At 43.1% G+C, this 20,763-nt stretch carries 16 protein-coding genes; 10 read left to right on the forward strand and 6 right to left on the reverse strand.

The window, feature by feature from the left end; genetic code table 11:
- Positions 1-279 precede the first annotated feature (279 nt).
- Positions 280-1,050: a queuosine precursor transporter gene (locus tag ACQ76V_RS05485; RefSeq protein ID WP_440999478.1), complete on the reverse strand. Its 771-nt coding sequence runs from the start codon at positions 1,048-1,050 to the stop codon at positions 280-282.
- A gap of 104 nt (positions 1,051-1,154) precedes the next feature.
- On the opposite strand from ACQ76V_RS05485, the gene ACQ76V_RS05490 reads away from it, so the two are divergent.
- Complete coding sequence (locus tag ACQ76V_RS05490; RefSeq protein WP_440999479.1) at positions 1,155-2,438, forward strand: Y-family DNA polymerase; 1,284 nt, start codon at positions 1,155-1,157, stop codon at positions 2,436-2,438.
- A 10-nt stretch (positions 2,439-2,448) separates the two neighbouring features.
- Here the strand turns inward: ACQ76V_RS05490 and ACQ76V_RS05495 are convergent, their stop codons facing one another.
- Positions 2,449-2,955 carry a DUF4174 domain-containing protein gene (locus ACQ76V_RS05495; protein ID WP_440999480.1) on the reverse strand — a complete coding sequence of 169 codons (507 nt, stop codon included), beginning with the start codon at positions 2,953-2,955 and terminating at the stop codon, positions 2,449-2,451.
- A gap of 2 nt (positions 2,956-2,957) precedes the next feature.
- Between ACQ76V_RS05495 and ACQ76V_RS05500 the strand changes: the two genes are divergently transcribed.
- Positions 2,958-3,887: a 2-hydroxyacid dehydrogenase gene (locus ACQ76V_RS05500; RefSeq protein WP_440999481.1), complete on the forward strand. Its 930-nt coding sequence runs from the start codon at positions 2,958-2,960 to the stop codon at positions 3,885-3,887.
- 10 nt (positions 3,888-3,897) lie between these two features.
- Here ACQ76V_RS05500 and ACQ76V_RS05505 read toward each other — a convergent pair whose 3' ends face one another.
- Positions 3,898-4,971 (reverse strand): branched-chain amino acid aminotransferase, encoded by a 1,074-nt coding sequence (locus ACQ76V_RS05505; RefSeq protein WP_440999482.1) that lies wholly within the window; start codon positions 4,969-4,971, stop codon positions 3,898-3,900.
- A gap of 216 nt (positions 4,972-5,187) precedes the next feature.
- Here ACQ76V_RS05505 and ACQ76V_RS05510 point away from each other — a divergent pair, with 216 nt between their 5' ends.
- Both ACQ76V_RS05510 and ACQ76V_RS05515 read left to right on the forward strand, forming a co-directional pair.
- The gene (locus tag ACQ76V_RS05510; protein WP_440999483.1) at positions 5,188-6,537 is read left to right on the forward strand and encodes a M24 family metallopeptidase; all 1,350 of its coding nucleotides are present in this window, start codon (positions 5,188-5,190) and stop codon (positions 6,535-6,537) included.
- A gap of 81 nt (positions 6,538-6,618) precedes the next feature.
- Positions 6,619-7,305 (forward strand): uracil-DNA glycosylase, encoded by a 687-nt coding sequence (locus ACQ76V_RS05515; RefSeq protein WP_440999484.1) that lies wholly within the window; start codon positions 6,619-6,621, stop codon positions 7,303-7,305.
- Between the two features lie 44 nt (positions 7,306-7,349).
- On the opposite strand, the gene ppc is transcribed toward ACQ76V_RS05515, so the two are convergent.
- Positions 7,350-10,145, reverse strand: coding sequence for a phosphoenolpyruvate carboxylase (ppc, locus tag ACQ76V_RS05520; RefSeq protein WP_440999485.1), 2,796 nt, complete (start codon positions 10,143-10,145; stop codon positions 7,350-7,352).
- 69 nt (positions 10,146-10,214) lie between these two features.
- Here ppc and ACQ76V_RS05525 point away from each other — a divergent pair, with 69 nt between their 5' ends.
- Both ACQ76V_RS05525 and ACQ76V_RS05530 read left to right on the forward strand, forming a co-directional pair.
- Positions 10,215-10,790 carry a DNA-3-methyladenine glycosylase I gene (locus ACQ76V_RS05525; RefSeq protein WP_440999486.1) on the forward strand — a complete coding sequence of 192 codons (576 nt, stop codon included), beginning with the start codon at positions 10,215-10,217 and terminating at the stop codon, positions 10,788-10,790.
- Between the two features lie 141 nt (positions 10,791-10,931).
- A complete protein-coding gene (locus ACQ76V_RS05530; RefSeq protein WP_440999487.1) occupies positions 10,932-11,141 on the forward strand; it encodes a hypothetical protein in 210 nt (69 codons plus the stop codon).
- A 46-nt stretch (positions 11,142-11,187) separates the two neighbouring features.
- On the opposite strand, the gene ACQ76V_RS05535 is transcribed toward ACQ76V_RS05530, so the two are convergent.
- Positions 11,188-12,615 carry an MBL fold metallo-hydrolase gene (locus tag ACQ76V_RS05535; RefSeq protein WP_440999488.1) on the reverse strand — a complete coding sequence of 476 codons (1,428 nt, stop codon included), beginning with the start codon at positions 12,613-12,615 and terminating at the stop codon, positions 11,188-11,190.
- A gap of 191 nt (positions 12,616-12,806) precedes the next feature.
- Between ACQ76V_RS05535 and ACQ76V_RS05540 the strand changes: the two genes are divergently transcribed.
- The 4 genes from ACQ76V_RS05540 to ACQ76V_RS05555 all read left to right on the forward strand — a co-directional run bounded on the left by ACQ76V_RS05540 (position 12,807) and on the right by ACQ76V_RS05555 (position 17,679).
- Entirely contained in the window at positions 12,807-14,342 is a 1,536-nt protein-coding gene (locus ACQ76V_RS05540) for a M16 family metallopeptidase (protein ID WP_440999489.1), read from the forward strand.
- Between the two features lie 43 nt (positions 14,343-14,385).
- The gene (locus ACQ76V_RS05545; protein ID WP_440999490.1) at positions 14,386-16,485 is read left to right on the forward strand and encodes a M16 family metallopeptidase; all 2,100 of its coding nucleotides are present in this window, start codon (positions 14,386-14,388) and stop codon (positions 16,483-16,485) included.
- A gap of 125 nt (positions 16,486-16,610) precedes the next feature.
- Positions 16,611-17,159 (forward strand): DinB family protein, encoded by a 549-nt coding sequence (locus ACQ76V_RS05550; protein WP_440999491.1) that lies wholly within the window; start codon positions 16,611-16,613, stop codon positions 17,157-17,159.
- A gap of 61 nt (positions 17,160-17,220) precedes the next feature.
- Positions 17,221-17,679: an OsmC family protein gene (locus tag ACQ76V_RS05555; protein ID WP_440999492.1), complete on the forward strand. Its 459-nt coding sequence runs from the start codon at positions 17,221-17,223 to the stop codon at positions 17,677-17,679.
- A 64-nt stretch (positions 17,680-17,743) separates the two neighbouring features.
- Here ACQ76V_RS05555 and gcvP read toward each other — a convergent pair whose 3' ends face one another.
- Positions 17,744-20,656, reverse strand: a complete 2,913-nt coding sequence (gene gcvP, locus ACQ76V_RS05560) for an aminomethyl-transferring glycine dehydrogenase (protein ID WP_440999493.1) — start codon at positions 20,654-20,656, stop codon at positions 17,744-17,746.
- Between the last annotated feature and the right edge of the window lie 107 nt (positions 20,657-20,763).

The raw sequence follows: 20,763 nt of genomic DNA on the forward strand, positions 1-20,763 counted from the left end.
TCCGCCCCGCCTAAACGGGGCTGACAAGGGCTCGACGTGCGATCGTCTGTATGTTCTCAGTCTGTCAAAGAACGAATTGTTCTTCCCAATTTTTGGCCTATTTCTTTGAGCCAAAAAAACGGAGTTGAACTCATTTGCTGCTGGGCTCAACCCCGTTTCAAATTGGAATCCTAATGTAAGACCAAACCGGGGTATATGTCAATCTTTTTTTGGTATTTATTTTACTTTTTTTGCCAACCTTAGCCAGCATCTCTTAAACCCCATTTACCATCTCTAAAACTACTCATATAGGCTATTACCACTCGGATCTTCCTCGAATTCTTGGAAGATTTTTACCCCTAAATAACAAAGTGGAGTATCGAACAGTGCGAAAAAGAATTTAAAGAGGTAAGAATTGATAATTAAGATAGCTAATTTGCCTATTGTATTTATATCCTGCCCCAGATTTCCGGCAAAATAAAGGATTGATAAAATCGCTGTTGAGTCAACTAATTGACTTACCGTTGTTGATGCATTATTGCGTAACCAAAGATGTTTTCCATCCGTCAAATCTTTCCAAAAATGAAATAATCGAACATCTACCGTTTGTGCAGTCAAATATGCAATCATACTGGCAATAGTATTGCCAATCATAAATTCATAGACTCCCTCGAACAGCTGGAGCCCACCGCTTACCCCAGCAGTACTAGGCAGCCAATGATTAACGGTCATCAGAAATAGCATAAAAGCATTCATCCAAAACCCAACCCAAACAACTAATTGGGCTTTCTTTCGCCCATATAGCTCAGATAACAAATCGGTTGCCAAAAACGTAAACGGATAGGCAATAACTCCGACGGGGACACTCATCGTGTAGATGCTGTTATCGCGAACAAGTTCCGGAACCAGCGCCAGCATCCAGTCCGAAAGTTCTACCGAAAATAAGGTGACAAACTTGGTTGTTCCTATGACATTACCAAGTACGAGCGAGGTTAAAAAGATACCGGCTAATGATAAAAACAAAGCATCTCTTTTATAGGTAGCAACTGGGGGCGTTTTTTCACCGTCCATCGTAAAAGTAATTAATTACCTCAATTTGAGATTTCTTTTTCTAATAATTGTTTCCAATAATAAATTAAATAAAAGCAATTTCCACTCTTATCGTTCAACTAACTATGAGCAAATCCGTTTACGCGCTGATCGACTGCAATAACTTTTATGCTTCGTGCGAACGTGTATTTGATCCACAGCTACGCGCCAAACCTATTGCCATACTTTCTAACAATGACGGATGTGTAATTGCCCGCTCTGATGAAGCTAAAAAAGCAGGCGTTGAAATGGGCATTCCTGAATTTAAAATTCGGGATCTAATCAAAGAAAAAAACATTGTATTAAAATCCTCGAACTATGCTTTATACGGGGATATGTCGCGGCGGGTGATGGAAACGCTCCGACATCTAACACCCAAGGTAGAACCATATAGCATAGATGAAGCCTTTATGGAATTTCCAAAACTCATTGTCGAAGACCTGCAAACTTTTGGGAACAAGATTAAATCAACAGTTAAACAATGGACCGGGCTTCCCGTGTCTGTAGGCATTGCGACTTCGAAGACACTTGCAAAAATTGCGAATGAAACCGCTAAATCAGATCCTCAATATGATGGCGTATTAAACCTGGTTGATAATCCCAAACTTGATGCCTTGTTGAAAAACACAAAACTTACTGACATTTGGGGGATGGGGGCAGGTTTATCACAACGTTTATTCAAAGAAGGAATCCAGAATGCCTTTCAGCTAAAACAGCAAATAAGTCGAAAGGAATGGGTACGCAGCAAGTTGAGTGTAACCGGCCTGCGGACAGTCATGGAGCTCAATGGCGAACCCTGCCTGGAGATTGAAAATATTGTAGATCCGCGAAAAGGCATTATGACTTCTCGATCGTTTGGAAAAGCCGTTACGGATTTTGGGGATTTAAGCGAAGCAATTGCCCAGTTTACAAGTATTGCTGCCGAAAAACTTCGTGCCCAAAATTCTGTAGCCTCCCTGCTGCATGTCACGCTCCGCACTAATAAGTATTCCGATTATAAATCCAAGTATAAATATGGTATGGAATTTCCCTTGCATGTGCCAACGGCTAACACCTCCCATCTCATAAAATGTGGACACGCCTGTCTGGATAAACTTTATCAGAATGACTTACGATATAAAAAGGCAGCTGTTATACTTACAGGAATCTTGCCAAAATCAGAGGTCCAGCAAGATCTGTTTAGCAAAAATCAATATACGGCAAGCGAGCACAACCTGATGCAAAAAGTAGATGACATCAACACAAAATATGGTTCCGATACCACACACTTTGCATCTACGGGTATTAATAAATCCTGGCAAATGAAACAACAATTTTTGTCTCCCAGATATACTTCACGGTGGGATGATATTAAGCAAGCACAAACTTAAATCATTCATGCTACTGCTTCATTTCTCGCTGTCGCATGGGCATGGCATCAATAACATTGAAAAGCTTATCCGTTAATAACAGCTCTTCCTCTCGCAACTTTTCAGTGCCATCTTTTCCAAGCAAAATAACACTAAAACGGCTTGACTCAACATTAAATTGCTCCTGTAGGTTTATGGTCTCCTGCCTGCTGATATCCTGACCTGCTACAAAAGAATTACCATCTGAAAACAAATGAAGCGTTATCAAGTCACGATCCTGAAATCCTGCTTCATGGCCGCTAAATTCTTTTAATTGTTTTTGATACTGCTCGTTTTCCTTAGAATCAGCAAAAACAAGGATTACCCGGTGCTGCCACTGATACTGGTCAAGATTAGCAGGAGAACCATCAGATTGTGCCATTAAAATCGGACAACAAGAAAGAAATAAAATAATGTAACTGGCAATTGCTTTTAGCATGAGGGCTCGGCCTTTATTATACTTTGGCTCTAAAACAGCAATATCAAAAAGACAGTTCATTAATGTCTCTTCTTTTTATCGCCCCCGATCGAGACCTTTCTTCCTGGGAAAATGCCATTCAAGATATTGATCCCAATATTGAAATTGATATTTGGCCGGCTATACAAGACAAAGAACGAGTTCAGTTTGCCGTGTGCTGGAATCATCCCAAGCATGTATTGGACCAATTCCCAAACCTTAAAGCCGTCTCTTCACTTGGTGCCGGTGCTGATCATCTGATTAACGACGAGCATCTTCCTTCTTCAGTTGATATTTCTCGTGTTGTTTCGCCTTCGCTTGTTCAGCAGATGAGAGAATATATCACGGCAGCAGTTCTTAACATTCAACGGAACTTTGTGCAATATCTCAGACAAAACGATCAGGGAAGATGGCAACCCCATAATCATCCATTGGCAACAGATTTACAGGTGGGAATTATGGGATTGGGAGAACTCGGCAGACCGACTGCCAAGCAATTAGCTCAGATGGGGTACCAAGTTTCGGGATGGGCACAATCAGACAAAAAAATCAAAGGGGTAAACATCTTTATCGGCCCAGATCAGTTGGACGCATTTCTCAATGACACACAAATTCTTATTTGCCTGCTTCCCCTTACCGATAAAACGGAAGGGATTTTAAATCTCGATACCTTTAAACAACTCAAGAATAATGCATGGATTATCAACGCGGCTCGTGGGGAACACCTAGTGGATGAAGATTTAATTTATGCGTTGGACAGTAATATCCTGCAAGGGGCATGGTTAGATGTATTTTCAGAAGAACCGCTGCCCGACAAGCATGCTTTCTGGAATCGGCAAAATATTATTATCACGCCTCATGTTGCCAGTATTACCAAACCAAGTGAAGTTGCCGATCAAATTGTGGAGAATTATAAGCGAGCGCTATCTGGTATGGAGCTAAATTATACCGTTGACCGGGCAAAAGGGTATTAAATAACGAAAGTCACTCAACCTCAACAGAAGTCACCCAGCCAAAAGGATCTTCAGCCTGCCCGCGCTGAATATCCGTAATAGCATCATAAAATTTCTGTCCCACCGGACCTCGTCCATCAATATCAAAAGTTACTGATTGCCCGTTGTGATGGACTTCTGCTACCGGAGCCACAACGGCAGCGGTGCCTGCTCCAAATACCTCATCCAACGTATCTTTTTTTCCGGCTTCCATTACTTCATCAATACTGATTCGACGCTCTTCGACCGGCATATCCCAATGCTTCGCCAGCTGTACGACCGAATCGCGTGTAACGCCCGGCAAAATGGTACCCCGTAAATTGGGGGTAACCAAGGTTCCATCAATCACAAAAAAGATATTCATGGTCCCCACTTCTTCAACATATTTGTGCTCCTCAGCATCCAGCCACAGCACCTGGTCAAACCCATCCTTTTTGGCCTGCTGCGCCGGATACAAGCTGGCTGCATAATTACCGGCTGTTTTGGCAGCGCCGACGCCTCCTTTTACTGCTCGAACATACTGCTGGGTAGTTGTTAGCTTCACCGGCCGATCATAATATGAACCAACAGGTGACATAATAATAAAGAATCGATAGGTATCTGATACTCGTGCTGAGATCACCGGATCAAAAGCACAGGCAAAAGGTCGTATGTAAAGGGTATTGCCTTCTTTTTCCGGAACCCATTGATGGTCAAGTCGAATCAATTCTTTAATGCCTTCCAAGAATATATCACGGTCTATTGTGGGAATACACATCCGTTCACAGGAACGCACCATACGCTCATAATTTTTTTCCGGTCGAAAAAGGTTGACCGATTCCCCATCTACATAATAAGCCTTGGTTCCTTCAAATACTGATTGGGCATAATGCAAAGTATTTAAAGCCGGTGTAATCTCAATCGGGCCATACGGTTTTATTTCAGGCTGCTGCCACTTTCCATCCCGGTATTCCATCTCAAGCATATGGTCTGCAAACTCACGGCCAAATCCAGGCTTATCCAAATCCACATTTTCAATTCGACTCGACGACGTTTTGGTAATATTGAAAATAGTATCAGTAGTCATAATAAATTCGTTAATTCAAACTGTGCTAAAAATACAATTTTTGTGGCAAAATCTCTTCACAAAATAAACCCTGTAACCGTATCACGATTTTTGCTCTGGCATTGATTCCTCATACTGGGCGTAACTATTTGAATGTAAATTTTGAATGTTGACAAACTTCTTTGCTTTCCGCTATTTAAAAGTCAGCTACTAATTATTAATCACTATCTAACCCTGATGAAAATATTCGCCAAATACCTATTCCTGATTTTAGTTTTCTTCGGTCCAACTCAGATCGCATCGGCACAACAAACTGCACCACCCAAAATATTGTCGATGCAGGAACGAGCCCATGTAACAAACAACTGGCTTGAATATCGCCTCAACAATATAATTCCCGAGCTGATGCAAAGGGAAAATGTTGATATGTGGATTATCATTGCTCGAGAATATAATGAAGATCCCGTTATCAAAACGATGCTTCCTGCCACATGGCAATCTGCGCGCCGTCGAACAATACTTGTTTTTTCTGACAACGGCAAAGAGACAGAGCGGATGGCCGTAGCTCGCTATGATATTGGCCAATTTTTTAAAACCGCTTGGGATAAGGACAAAGAACCCAACCAGTGGAAACGTCTGGTAGAGATTATCAAAGAAAAAGAGCCGAAAAATATTGCCCTTAACTACTCCCCTACTTTTGCCCTGGCCGATGGAATCAGCCATTCAGAATATAAAGCTTTCTCATCTGCTCTCCCCAAGAAATATCAAAAACGTATCACATCAGGCGAAGATCTGGCCATAGGATGGCTCGAGACCCGCACCGAGCCCGAGATGCAGGTATATCCAATGATCTGTCATATTGCTCACGATATTATTGCCGAAGGTTTTTCTGAAAAAGTAATTCAACCGGGCATAACCACAACAAAAGATGTAGAATGGTGGTATCGCGAGCGTATACGTGATCTCAATCTAACGGCTTGGTTTCATCCCAGCGTATCGGTTCAACGTGCCGCTGATCCAGATACTTCATTCCTAGCCAACTTTTCCAAACGACCCGCAGAAAATATTATCCGCCCCGGTGACTTGCTCCATGTTGATTTTGGCATAACCTACCTGGGACTCAGTACTGACACCCAACAACATGCCTATATTCTTAAGCCCGGCGAAAAGCATGCTCCCAAAGGATTGCAGGTTGCATTGAAGAAAGGTAATCGCCTGCAAGATATTTTGACAGATAACTTCAAGGAAGGTCGCAGCGGTAATCAAATTCTCGCTCAAAGCCGCAAGCAAGCAATAAGTGAAGGAATAAAACCCAGCATCTATACCCATCCAATTGGCTATCACGGGCACGGTGCCGGAACAACGATCGGACTTTGGGATCAGCAGGATGGCGTACCCGGTAAAGGCGATTACCCGCTTTATGCAAATACGGCCCACTCTATTGAACTCAATGCCACAGTTGATATACCCGAATGGGATAAAGAAATTCGCATTATGCTTGAAGAAGATGCCTTTTTTGATGGCGATTCAGTTCGATATATTGACGGGCGCCAAACGGAACTTTGGCTCATTCCGCGACAAGACTAAACATTGCCGTATTATCTTATCCATGTAGATGCTGAATTTTACAATCAATTCCACTATTAATAGAGAAATAGAATTTAAATAATGAGCAGTATAGATTCCTTATTGAACCTTCTTAAAGATACTCCTGATGGTGCTTTTTTTAACCCTTGGTACCAGAATGATTCTCAACATGATGTAGTTAATAAAGCGCCGGAGATCCGTAAAAATCAGCTCAAACATTATCTCGAAGAGCGGCTTGCCACTGCAAAATACCTGTTTATCGCTGAGGCGCTTGGCTATCAGGGAGGGCACTTTACCGGTATTGCGATGACCTCCGAACGAATTCTCCTTGGACATCACGAGTCGGTGCACGGCATTCCTGCCGATGGGGCTTTTCAATCTATTGAGCCAAAACGCACCAGTAAACCGGAAGTGAACGAAAAAGGGATGTCGGAACCTACTGCCACCATCATGTGGAAAGCTATCTATCAGCTGGGGATCGACCCGTATGAAACTGTGCTGTGGAATGCCCTGCCCTGGCATCCGTATGATTCTGATGATGGACTTCTCAGCAATCGTACCCCCACTGACCGTGAGCTTGAAAAAGGGTATTCCTCACTGAAATCATTTCTGAAACTTTTCCCCGATGGAGAAATTATCGCGGTAGGACGAAAGTGCGAACAGAGCTTAGATGCTTTTGGGATATCTGACTATACCCCGGTCCGCCACCCCGCCAACGGTGGTGCACCTAAGTTCCGGCGCCAAATGAAAGATTTAATTAATAGTTAGCAATTTTGAATTAGGAATATGAGCATGTTGTGAATTCCTAATTATCATCCCGTGCTTTGCATCGCGGCCGCTACCCCATTGATGCTTAAAAACAAGGCATCACGCAGCTGTTCTTCACTGTTTTCAACATCGGACTTACTTTTCCAGCGATCCAATAGTTCGGTTTGCATCATATTTAACGGATAGGTGAACGGATTTCTAAATCGAATCGATCTCTTGATTACAGGATTAATTTCGAGGATTTCATCTTGTTCTGTAATCTGCTTTATAGCATCCACTGCTTTGTCAAAATCTTCCGTAATTCGCCTGTGAAATTGCCCGCCATCGTTATCTTCATAAATATTCGCCGTTGGAATATGGGTGCGAGCCATTTCGCGCTGAGCATTATCAAGTACCGTCTTAAAAAAGATGGCATTATCATACCATTGCTGAAATTGTCCAAGCATTCCCTCTTTCTGTAGCATCTGCTGCAAAGCTTGGCCAATACCATACCATCCGGGCACATTATATCGTACCTGGGTCCATGCAAATACCCATGGAATCGCCCGCAAATTTTCAAAGTCAGCAGCTTTGGCACTGCCTCGTGATACCGGTCGCGAAGCAATTGGCAACCGACTAATATGCTCAATGGGAGTCTTAGCGGTATACCAGCTCCAGAAATCCTCATCATCAATAAGGTTGCGGTATCCTTGCATGGATTCGGCCGCCAGCTGTTCCATGGTTTCATCAAATTGTGACTGCTGCTTCATATCGGATTGCTCTGAGACCGTAATTCGAATCATCGCATTGACAATCTGCTCCAGATGTCGTCGCGTTATGGGCGCCAGTGAATATCGGAATGAAATCACTTCTCCTTGCTCAGTAAAACGAATACGACCATTATTACTAATGGGGGGTAATGCCAGAATTGCCTGATTTGAACGTCCACCTCCACGACCAACAGTGCCACCCCTGCCGTGAAACAGTCGGAAATCAATATTATACTCCCGGCATACCTTTCCCAGACTACGCTGCGCCTTTTCCAGAGCCCAATTAGCCATCCAATATCCTCCGTCTTTATTCGAGTCGGAATAGCCAAGCATAATTTCTTGAAGATTATCCCGTGCCGTAAGCTGCTTTTGATAAAGTGGGCTCTCATAAATGTCAGTCATTAACCGTCCGCACTCTTCCAGATCTTCAATCGTCTCAAAAAGTGGAACTACATCAATCTGACTTTCTACCCTGCCCTCCTCATAACTCCAAAGACCGGTTTCTTTAGCAAGAATTAATACTTCCAGCATATCGCTTACCCCATGGGTCATACTGATGATATAATTGCCAAAGCTGTTGGCATCGAGTATCAACATCCGATCAATAATTTCAAACACCTGCAACATCTGTTTGGTATTCTCATCCAAATGAGCCTGCACGGGAGAAAGCGGACGCGGATTTTTTAGCTCTTGGGTCAAAAGTTCAACTTTTTCTTCTTCCTGAAGGGATCGGTAGTTGTCGGTCACCTGCCCTATCTTGAGTAATTCCGCTACGGCCGCTTCGTGTTTTTCGCTGTGCTGTCGGATATCTAATCCTGCCAGGTGAAAACCAAATGTTTGAGCCCGCACCTGTAAATGCTTCAGCTTACCCTGAGATGCCACACACTGCAATCCCGACTTTTTTAAGCTTGTTGATATTAACTGTAAATCATTAAGAAAGTCTGACAGGCTGTATTTTTGTGCTTCCTCCAAGACTTCGTTCGGGCGTCCGTTTTTTATCATACTTAGCTGATGCTGGAGCTTGTGCATCATGTGGGTAACCTTTCGACGGTAGGGCTCTTGATTATACAGCCGTTTATAGCGATCTGAAAGCGGATCTGCCTGCTCCTCCTTTTCCAAAGAAGCTGATAATTCATCCGCTATCACAAACTTGTTTTGAGATATACTAAGGTAGCGGCGCAAGTCGTCAAGCTCCTCGAGATATAACTCCATTACATTTTTACGCTGCTCCAATATCGTTTGCCAGGTCACCTCTGGAGTAACATTGGGGTTTCCATCCCGATCACTTCCAATCCACGACCGGTACTGTAAAATGGTATCAAAATCGGGCACTTCATTGTAATAGGTTTCAAACGCGTTACAAATATCATCATACAAAACCGGGATAGTCTGCCAGATAGCATTACGGAAATAAAAAATCCCGTTTTCGACCTCATCCTCAACAGTTACGCGTTCCGTACGGACTTCATCGGTGGCAAGCAGCAAATGTATCTCATTAAAGATATCCAACTTTAACGCCTTACGCTCATCCGGGGTCAAATCACCGGCTTTAAGCTGCTCAATCATCTCTGTAATATGTTGCTGCTTGATAAGTACGCTGTGGCGCCGAGCTTCGGTGGGATGGGCTGTTATCGTAGGCTGGATATCGAGCTTAGCTATTACATCGACAGCTTCATCAGCCGAGAAGCCCTGTTCTTTTAAGTGATAGATAGCTTCAGCTATACTTTCGCTGCGCGGTGTATCGGGATCTGATTTCATAGCCCGTTCCCGGTTAATACGCGTAATTTCTCGTTGCTCCTGAGAATTCATCAAGTGAAAAAATACCGTAAAATATCGCAGGAACTGGGCTATTTGATCGGTGGAAAGATCCGTTATCTCAGATTCCAGCCTTGCCAAGGCATCCTCATCCTCCTCATCAAAGGCTTGGTGGGCAACCTTGGGAAATGCAACAAGTAACTCTAAAAACTTAGCATCTTCTTTATCTTCAATAATTCGCTCCAGAAAATCAGTCAACAGTTCCAACCGCGCCGTAAGCTTTTCACTAATGCCACTTTGATTGCTGCGTTCCTTAATCAGTTTATCCCACTTCATGACTTTACTTTTTTGTATTTTTTAAATGCCTACATCTAAGATGATGTTTTAATTGCTAAAAACACAATTATGCCTAAACGATGCGACTGGTGTGAAAATACTTTTGAAAAGTATATACGTTACCACGATGAAGAATGGGGTGTTCCTGTTAGAGATGACCAGACCCAATTTGAATTTTTGGTACTCGAAAGCTCTCAAGCGGGATTAAGCTGGAGTACCATCCTCAAAAAACGTGAGGGCTACCAACGCGCATTTGCTAACTTTGATCCACAGAAAGTAGGCAAATTTGACGAACCGAAAGTACAAGAGCTGCTCTCAAATCCTAATATCATTCGCAATGAAAACAAGATTCGTTCAACCATTAATAATGCCCGTCAATTTTTGCAGATCCAGGAAACGTACGGAAGCTTTTGCAACTACATCTGGGATTTTGTCGGTGGCAAATCTAAACACAATCACTGGAGAACAATGGAACAAGTTCCAACAACCACAGAAACTTCGGACCAACTAAGCAAAGACCTAAAAAAACGTGGATTTAAATTTATTGGCAGTACTACAATATATGCTCATATGCAAGCTACAGGTCTGGTTAATGACCATTTGGTATCATGCTTCCGACATGAGCAGATTATAGATGAATATTAATCCCGTAAATAATGCACAGAATTTGTACTTATTTTAATATTTGTTCTAAAATGGCCTTTTAAGGGGTAGCAAAAAAGTTGATTTTTTCTATATTTGAGGCAAAATAACTTAACCGGCTAACTTTAAAGAGATACTATCGTTATGCGCTCAATGTTTTCACTGGAAGAGGTTGGAGAAATGTTGGATATGAAGACCAGTGATGTGGAAAAAGAAATTGAAAGTGGTCATCTAACATACTCGTTCCACGAGGGTGAAAAAATGATCACACTCTACGATCTGGAAAAATATATGGGAGCCGAACAAACACGTAAAATAACCAACGAATATTTGGAGGAACAAGATACCGAATAAACCGAGTTAATATCCTTTTACTGCATCTTAGCAGGATAGTACACATCTATTCTTTTACTTTTGCCAACTCCTTATTAGCCAGCCACGGCTCAACATTATCATCTACATACTTAACGTCAAAGCCATCCCGGCGTAACAGGGATGAAGCTACCGATGCCCGTGCTCCCGTCCGGCAATAAACAAGCCAGGTTTTATCTTTATCCAATTCTTTTTTGCGCTCTAACAAACGGGTATGGGCAATATTTAATGCCCCTTCAATATGTCCCTCATTATACTCCGTCAATTTTCTCACATCCAGCGCCTGATATCGGCTGTCTTCAATCAGCTTAGCCACATCATCGAAGGTGATGGTTTCTATTTGTTCTGCATGCTCACTGCTATCTAAATACTGCTCCAATTCATCCGGTGTCACATATCCTTTTATGTCATCCAAACCAATTCTGATCAGATCGCGGACCGCCTCCTCCAAATTATCTTCACTAATGATCAAGTAAATATCCTCATCCTCTGTGACATACGAACCTACCACCGTATTAAATGCGCTGTTAAAAGTCGATAGTAATGATCCCTTCACGTGTCCATTCATAAAGGCAGTGCGTTCGCGGGTATCAACCACTGCACTTCCCGCTTGTTCAGCACGATTCACCAATCCTTCAACGGTCACTTTTTGTGGATTGGGAAGACTCCCAAGCACCTTGGGTCCGCCCCGGTTATCACGCTTCATGCGAGCAAAATAAAGGGGCGGTTCGGGCTGCCCTTCCAAAATAAAATCGACAAACGCTTGCTCACTTTCCGACGCTCTAATTGATGGATTAAAGCGAAGTTCGTAGCCTACGGTTGATTCAGGCACAGAACCCAACGCTTTTCCACATGCACTGCCCGATCCGTGTCCCGGCCATACCTGTAAATACTCGGGCATGGACTTAAATTTCTCAACTGAATTAAATAGGGTTTGCGCCGATGATTGCATAACCCCTTTTTGACCAGCCGCCGTTTCAAGCAGGTCGGGGCGCCCCACATCGCCAACAAAAACAAAGTCACCAGTCAGCATACCCATGGGACCACTTGCAGCAGCTCCGTCCGTAACAGTGTAACTAACATGCTCCGGCGTATGTCCCGGAGTATGTTTTACTTCAAAATGGATATTCCCAATACTAAATTGGTTTCCGTCTTTAACTAACTCATAATTGTACTCGCTGTCTTTGAGCCACTCATATTTCCAATCCTCATCACCTTCATCAGAAGCATATACCTTTACGCCTTCTTCGGCGAACTCTCGCAAGCCGGTCAAATAATCTGCGTGGATATGAGTATCGGCGGCAGCAACAATTTCCAACTCTTCATCCTCCGCCATTTTTTTGTACCGATCGATGTCTCGCATGGGATCAATAATAATGGCTTCTCCCGTAGCCTGACATCCAATTAAGTAGGAATATTGTGCTAATTTTTCCTCAAAAATCTGCTCGAAATACATAAGTAACAACTGCAACTGGGTTCAAAATTTCGGTGTAAATATAACATTCCAATATGAACTTAACACATTGGGTTCTTTTGTAAAGGTTAAAACTATTTTATACTCTTGTCGTTCATTTCAAAATTCAATATTGTACAACACTACTGGATTTATAATATCATTCATTTAATCATTAATTAAACAGGAGAAAAATGCTACGACGCGTTCTCATGTCGCTTACGGCAGTGCTGCTTGGCTTCTATCTCGCTACGCCGCCTGTAAATGCGCAATCATTAGACGAATTTGAAGAAAAAGTTACTAAATTTACACTTGATAACGGTTTAACCTTTATCATTATTGAGCGGCCGGTCGCTCCGGTTGTCAGCTTTGCCACTTATGTAAATGTAGGTGGTGTCAACGAACCGGTGGGGCATACCGGCATGGCTCATATTTTTGAGCACATGGCCTTTAAAGGCACCCACACCGTAGGGACCACTAATTGGGAAGAAGAAAAGAAAGTACTTGATAAACTTGATAGTACTTATCAGGAATGGTTAGCTGAAAAGTATAGTACCCAACCCGATTCTGCCCGTATGGATACCCTGTGGAAACAATTTGAGAGCCTACAGAAAAAAGCAGGCGAATATGTTGTCAATAATGAATTTTCACAAATTATTGACCGTAATGGTGGAACGGGTATGAATGCCAGTACCAGCCAAGACCGGACTAACTACTTTTACAGCCTGCCCGAGAATAGATTGGAACTGTGGTTTAGCCTCGAATCCGATCGATTTAAAAATCCAGTGTTCCGTGAGTTTTATAAAGAAAAAGAAGTCGTCCGCGAAGAACGGCGTATGCGCTCCGAATCACAACCCATTGGCCGACTGATTGAAGAGTTTGCGGCTGTAGCATTTACAGCTCATCCGTATGGACGTCCAACCGTTGGCTGGCATTCTGATATTACGGCCACGACCATGGAAGATGCCCGGAAATTTTATGACACTTACTATGTCCCCAATAACATTACATTTGCTATTGCCGGTGATGTAGACCCCCAAGAAGCAAAACGGTTAGCCGAAGAGTATTTTAGTGATATGGAAGAAGGGCCAAAACCGCCTCCCGTTTATACCCAAGAACCAGAGCAGCGCGGAGAACGTCGATTTACCATTCAAGGGCAATCACAACCATTTTTCATCATGGGATATCACACGGTAGCACAGGATCATCCCGATTCAAAAGCCCTTCAGCTTTTGGGAAGCATTCTTTCCGGCGGACGAACCTCCATCCTATACAAGCGGATGGTCGAAGAAGAGCAAACCGCCCTGCAGGTTAGCGCATTTAATGGATATCCCGGCCAAAAATATGAAACGCTCTTTGCAACACTTGCTATCCCAAATCAGGGAGTAGGTGTTGATACGATGGAAACCTCCATTTTAGAAGAAATTGAGAAAATTAAAAATGGAGAAATATCGCAAGAGGCGTTGGATCGAGCCCGCACAAATGCTCGTGCCAACCTCATTCGTAGTTTGGATTCTAATTCAGGATTGGCTTCCGCTCTTGCATCCGCCGAAAACCTACGTGGTGACTGGAAAAAAGTATTTACCGACATCGAAGAACTCAATGAGGTAACGGTTGATGATATCCAGCGCGTAGCCAATGAATACCTCACCAAAGACAATCGAACGGTGGGAGCTATCGTCACCAAAGAAAATAGTTCATCTGAGGAGGTTGCCGATGCAAATAACTAACTCATCATTTTCAAAAATTTTGAACAACCATAATACAACTATTATGAAGCGGTTAAGCTTATTTTTACTTATGGCTGTTTTTGCATTCGCCTGTTCGCAAACCGAACAAGTGGCTGATTCGCAACAGTCTGACAATAATTCAACGAATCCATATGAGAATATGGACTTCCCGGAACTCAATGACTTCCAGAAACCACAGGTAGAAACCTTTACGACCGAAAATGGCATGACATTTTATTTGGTGGAAGATAAAGAACTTCCCCTCATAAATGTTAGTGCTCGTGTTCGTACCGGTGGGGTCCTTAATTCCAACGAAAAAACAGGCCTTGCTTCTATCACCGGTACTGTGATGCGCTCCGGCGGTACAGAAACTTACCCTGCCGATTCGCTTAATACGCTGCTTGAAAACCGTGCTGCCAGCATTGAAACCGGCATCAGTTTTACCAGCGGTAATGCCAGCATGGATGTTCTGAAGGAGGATTTCGATGCTCTTCTTCCCGTATTCATCGATGTGTTAACGAATCCTGCATTTCCAAAGGATAAGATTGAGCTGGCTAAGACACAGCAAAAATCTTCCATCTCGCGCCGGAATGATAATCCCCAGCAGATTGGTATCCGTGAATTCCAGGCTTTAATCTACGGCGAAGATTCTCCCTACGGCCGAACAACGGAATATGCCACCATCAACGAAATTACGCGGGAAGATTTAGTCAATTTCCATGACAAACACTTCTCAGCGAGTAATATGATGGTTGGCATTGTTGGTGATTTCGAAATAAAAGAGATGAAACAGAAACTCCGGAAGACCTTTGGTGAGCTCCCGTCCGGAGATGAAACTACCCTCAAGTTCCCCAAGGTAGATTACGAACCTCAAAGCTCTATTAACTTTATTGAAAAATCCGACGTGAACCAGAGCTTTGTAATGTTAGGGCACATCGGCGGAATGCGTAACAACCCCGACTATGCCAAAGTACAGGTTATGAATCGTGTACTTAGTGGTGGGTTTTCCGGTCGACTCATGCAGGTTGTTCGTACCGAAATGGGACTGGCTTACTCGGTATTTGGCCAATATGGAATGAACAGCTTTTATCCCGGAATGTTTTATGCCGGTGTAATGACTAAAAGCTCTACAACAGCCGAAGCTATCGATGCTATCATTGAACAAATTGAACGCTTGCAAAACGAACCCATCACAAAACAAGAATTACAGGATGTTAAAGATCAGATTCTGAACTCCTCCGTTTTTGAGTATGACAGCTACGAAGAAGTACTAAACGAACGCATGTCGAATGAATATCGGGGGCTCCCTGCTGATGCCTTTGAACAGTATATCGAAGGTGTTAAAAACACAACGATTGAAGATGTACAATCGGTGGCACAAGAATATTTAGACCCCGGAAATCTTCAAATTCTTGTGGTCGGGAATAAAGAGGAAATCGGAGATCAGCTCAAAAAATACGGAGATGTTAATGAGATAGATATTAGTATTCCTGAACCCGTCAGTGGCGAACAACAAATGGTTGAAGGGGATGCTAAAAAAGGCAAAGAGTGGTTATCTAAAATGACCGGTGCTGTTATTGATGGCGATACAGACCTTAACAGTATTTCTCTTAATGGTGAAATGAATATGCAAGGTCGAAAAATGCCGATGTCGACAACAATCACCTATCCCGATGCCATTGAACAAACGATTAAAGGCCCCATGGGCGAAATAAAAATAACCTACAAAGATGGATCGGGTAAAATGATTGCCGGTGGACAGGAACGCCCCATCCCTCCACAAATGGCTAAAAATCTAAAAAGCACCCTTAACCGAAGCTTTTTGTCTATTGCTCTCAATGCCGATAAACTCAATCCTCAATACACTGGTGAAGAAGAGGTTGACGGAACGAGTTACGCCAAAGTAAATGTGACTGTGGATAATTCAAATATTACCCTCTTACTGGATAAGGAAACATACTATCCGGATGTGATCCGCTACAAGCAATTTAATCCGCAGATGGGTGAACAGGTCACTGTAGAAAACCACCATTCTAACTGGCATGTTGTGGATGGGGTTGCCTATCCATATCTGCAGAAAACAATGGTTGATGGCAATAAATCTGGTGAGGCTGTATACGAAAGCCACGATGTTAATGAGTAACAAGACGTCTCACATGCATTAATTTTCTAAAGGCCGAAATATTTCGGCCTTTTTTTATTTTACATTGAGGCTAATTCAGAAGTACTTTCACCAAAGATCACATTATATAAAATCAACAGATACCAATGGCACTTTTAGATTGGGAAGATAATAGGCCCCAACCCGACGAATATGGCGATTTCTATGAAGGTTATATTAACCTTGTTAACGAACCAAACGTGATTGAAGCACTAATTCGGCAGGGCCAAAAAGTATATGCCCTCATTCAACAACTCACTGATGAGGAGGCAAAGTACCGTTATAGGGATGATAAATGGAGTGTTCAGGAGATTATCGGGCACCTGGTAGATACCGAACGCATAATGGCGTACCGAGCACTGTGTATCAGTCGCGGAGAACAATCCCCACTGCCGGGTTACGATCATGAATCCTACGTGGAGCAGGGTAACTTTGATCAACGAAGTCTGCAAAGCCTGTCTACAGAATATGATGCTTTGAGAAATGCCAACATCAGCATGTTCAGCAGTTTTACAGAAGAGCAAATATCTCGCAAAGGAACAGCTAATGGGGTTCCTGTTTCGGTACGTGGTTTAGCTTTTATCATTGCGGGACATGAAAGACATCATCTGAATATCTTGGAGAACAAATATGAAATAACCATCGATCATAAATAGTAGCAACTGATTTTGTACGTTTGTTGATCCTAATTCATCACTTCAATCAAATACAAAAACCATGGCTAAAGATCCTGACAAAAAGAAAATTGTCCACGCTCACCTACCCAAAAAGGAAACCTACACCACAACACTCACAGCCGGCAAGCATGAATTTATGGGAGATGAACCTAAATCTGTTGATGGCGGCAAAGATAAAGGGCCTGATCCCTACGATTACCTGTTGATGTCTCTTGGATCATGTACGGTAATGACTATAAAAATGTACGTCAACCACAAAGGATGGGATCAGGTTGACGATATCTACATGGAGTTACGCCATAACAAACACCATGATGAGGATTGCAAAAACTGTGAAGATCCCAAAAGCCGAATTGATGTCATTGAAAAGGAAGTGGTCGTGGAAGGTGATGTGACCGATGAACAGCTCGACAAAATTCTGGACATCTCTCAAAAATGTCCCGTTCATCGTACCTTGATGAGTGATATACAATTAGAAAGTTCGATCACACGTAAATAAGTTTAGCCACAGATTTACACAGATAAAACCTGTTATAATCAGTATAATTCTGCGGCTATCAATATTACTCTACCGCTGCTGGTTCTTGTCCTTCACTATACGCATCAATAGGTACACAATTGCACATCAAGTTGCGATCACCATAGGCATCGTCAACGCGACTGACGGCCGGCCAGAATTTATTAAATCGCAGATAATCGAGCGGAAATATTGCCTTTTCACGGCTATAGGGTCGACTCCAATCCTCAGCCATTGCAACACGCATCGTATGGGGCGCATGCTTAAGCACATTATTTTCGGGATCGACATTGCCCTCTTCGACCTCTCGAATCTCTTCGCGAATAGAAATCATCGCCTCACAAAAACGATCAAGCTCTCCTTTGGTTTCACTTTCGGTTGGCTCAATCATCAAGGTTCCCGGCACCGGAAATGACATCGTAGGTGCGTGAAATCCATAATCCATAAGACGCTTGGCCACATCAATCGACTCAACCCCGGCCGACTGTTTAAAAGGACGTATATCCACAATAAATTCGTGGGCCGTTCGCCCATTTTTACCGGTATATAAAATCGGATAATGATCTTTCAATCGCTCCTTTAGATAGTTCGCATTCAAAATTGCGGTCTCCGAAACTTTAGTTAATCCTTCCGCTCCCATCATTTTGATATACGCATACGAAATGGACAAAATACTGGCGCTGCCCCACGGCGCCGCCGATATACTTTTTATAGCATGCTCTCCCCCTGTATCAACAACGGGATTACCCGGCAAAAACGGAGCTAACTCTTTTGTTGCAGCAATAGGTCCCATTCCCGGTCCACCACCACCGTGAGGAATGCAGAATGTTTTATGCAAATTAAGGTGACAAACATCTGCCCCAATTTCGGCGGGACTCGTAAGCCCAACCTGTGCATTCATATTAGCTCCATCCATATATACCAATCCACCATTATCATGGATAATCTGGCAAATCTCTTTGATATCTTCCTCAAAAACACCATGTGTTGACGGATAGGTAACCATCAGCGCAGCCAGATTCTCCTTGTTGGCCTCCACTTTTTCACGAAGATCATCAAGAGCGATATTACCGTGTTCATCACACTCCGTAACCACCACATCCATGCCAGCCATAACAGCACTGGCAGGATTTGTGCCGTGAGCAGAATCGGGTACAATAATCACATTGCGATGTCCTTCACCGTGATGTTTGTGATAAGCGCGAATGGTCATCAATCCAGAAAACTCGCCTTGAGCGCCCGAGTTGGGTTGTAGCGAAACAGCCGGAAATCCGGTAATTGCTGCAAGCTGATGCTCTAATTTATCGAACAATTCATGATATCCTTCGGCCTGATCTTCGGGGGCAAACGGATGTAATTTACCAAACTTGGGCCAGGTAAGAGGAATCATCTCCGAGGTGGCATTGAGCTTCATCGTGCATGAGCCCAGCGAAATCATCGAATGAACCAATGATAAATCTTTATTCTCCAGCTTCTTCATGTATCGAAGCATTTCATGCTCAGAGTGATATAAATTAAATACCGGGTGTTCTAAATAATCAGATGTCCGAACTAAGGACTCCGGATAGTCAACCTCTACCGTTTCCGACAATTGATCAATATTGATTGCATCACCGGATGTGAGTGAAGAAAAAATATCAAGCAGTGTTTGAACATGATCCAAGTCCTTAACCTCATCGAAAGCAATACCGACTGCAGGTTCATCGAAATAGCGAAGGTTAATATTCTGATCAAGTGCCTTCTGGCGAAGTTTTTCTTTCTGATCATCAGACTTCAGTGAAACCTTCAACGTATCAAAATAAAGATCATTGGTCACCTCAAAGCCGAGCTTTGTAAGACCTTTATCCATTACTTTCGCTAACCCGTGAATACGTTCTGCTATTCGTCGCAGCCCTTTGGGACCGTGATAAACGGCATAAAATCCAGCTATTACCGCAAGCAATACCTGGGCCGTGCAAATATTGGAAGTTGCTTTTTCGCGCCGGATATGCTGTTCCCGTGTTTGCAGTGCCATCCGGTATACAGGATTCTCTTCCGTATCCTGGGTAACCCCGATTATTCGTCCCGGCAGCTTGCGCTTGTACTTTTCACGGGTCGCAAAATAGGCGGCATGCGGTCCTCCATAACCCATAGGCACTCCAAAACGCTGAGTAGAACCAACCACAACATCGGCTCCCATTTCTCCGGGCGGTGTTAACAACGTAAGACTCAATAAATCAGCAGCGACCACTGATTGCACATTATTCTCTTCGCAGGCAGCAATTAAATCCGAATAATCTTCTACCGTACCATCCGTAGCAGGATACTGTAATAATATTCCAAATAGCTCTTCATCCGTGACATCAAGCTCATGGTGGTCGCCGACAACAACCTCAATATCAAGCGGTTCGGCACGTCCCTCTACAACATCTATCGTTTGGGGATGACATAACTCTGATACAAAAAACTTTTCGGCATTCTTACGTTTGGCTCCGCGTCGCATGGAATAAAGCATCGACATCGCTTCGGCTGCTGCTGTTCCCTCATCTAATAGCGAAGCATTAGCCAATTCGCACCCTGTTAAATCTGAAACCATGGTCTGGAAGTTGATCAACGCTTCGAGACGCCCCTGGGCAATTTCAGCCTGGTATGGCGTATAAGCCGTATACCATCCGGGATTCTCAAGCACATTACGCAGAATCACATTGGGCGTTAACGTATCATGATACCCCATCCCAATGAAGGATTCATAAATTTCATTCTTGTCAGCCAATGCTCGAAACTCTTCCAAAAATCGATATTCGCTCATCGGTTCCTCCAGATCCATCTGGTCTTTGAGTCGAATACCTTTGGGAATGGTCTCATCAATTAGTTCATCAACTGAGGAAGCCCCGATGGCCGATAGCATTTCACGCTCCTGCTCTTCATCAGGACCGTTGTGGCGGTGCATAAAACGTTCTTTATCGAAATTGATACTCATTTAGCGCAATTTTAGAATTGGATTTTTCTCGAAATGGAGCTACTGCCGATTTAAGTTTTGGTAATATTTCTAAGTACATTTAATATGGCAATATAAATGTAAATACA

The sequence above is a fragment of the Fodinibius sp. SL11 genome (genome assembly GCF_052060035.1).
GTDB lineage: Bacteria > Bacteroidota > Rhodothermia > Balneolales > Balneolaceae > Fodinibius.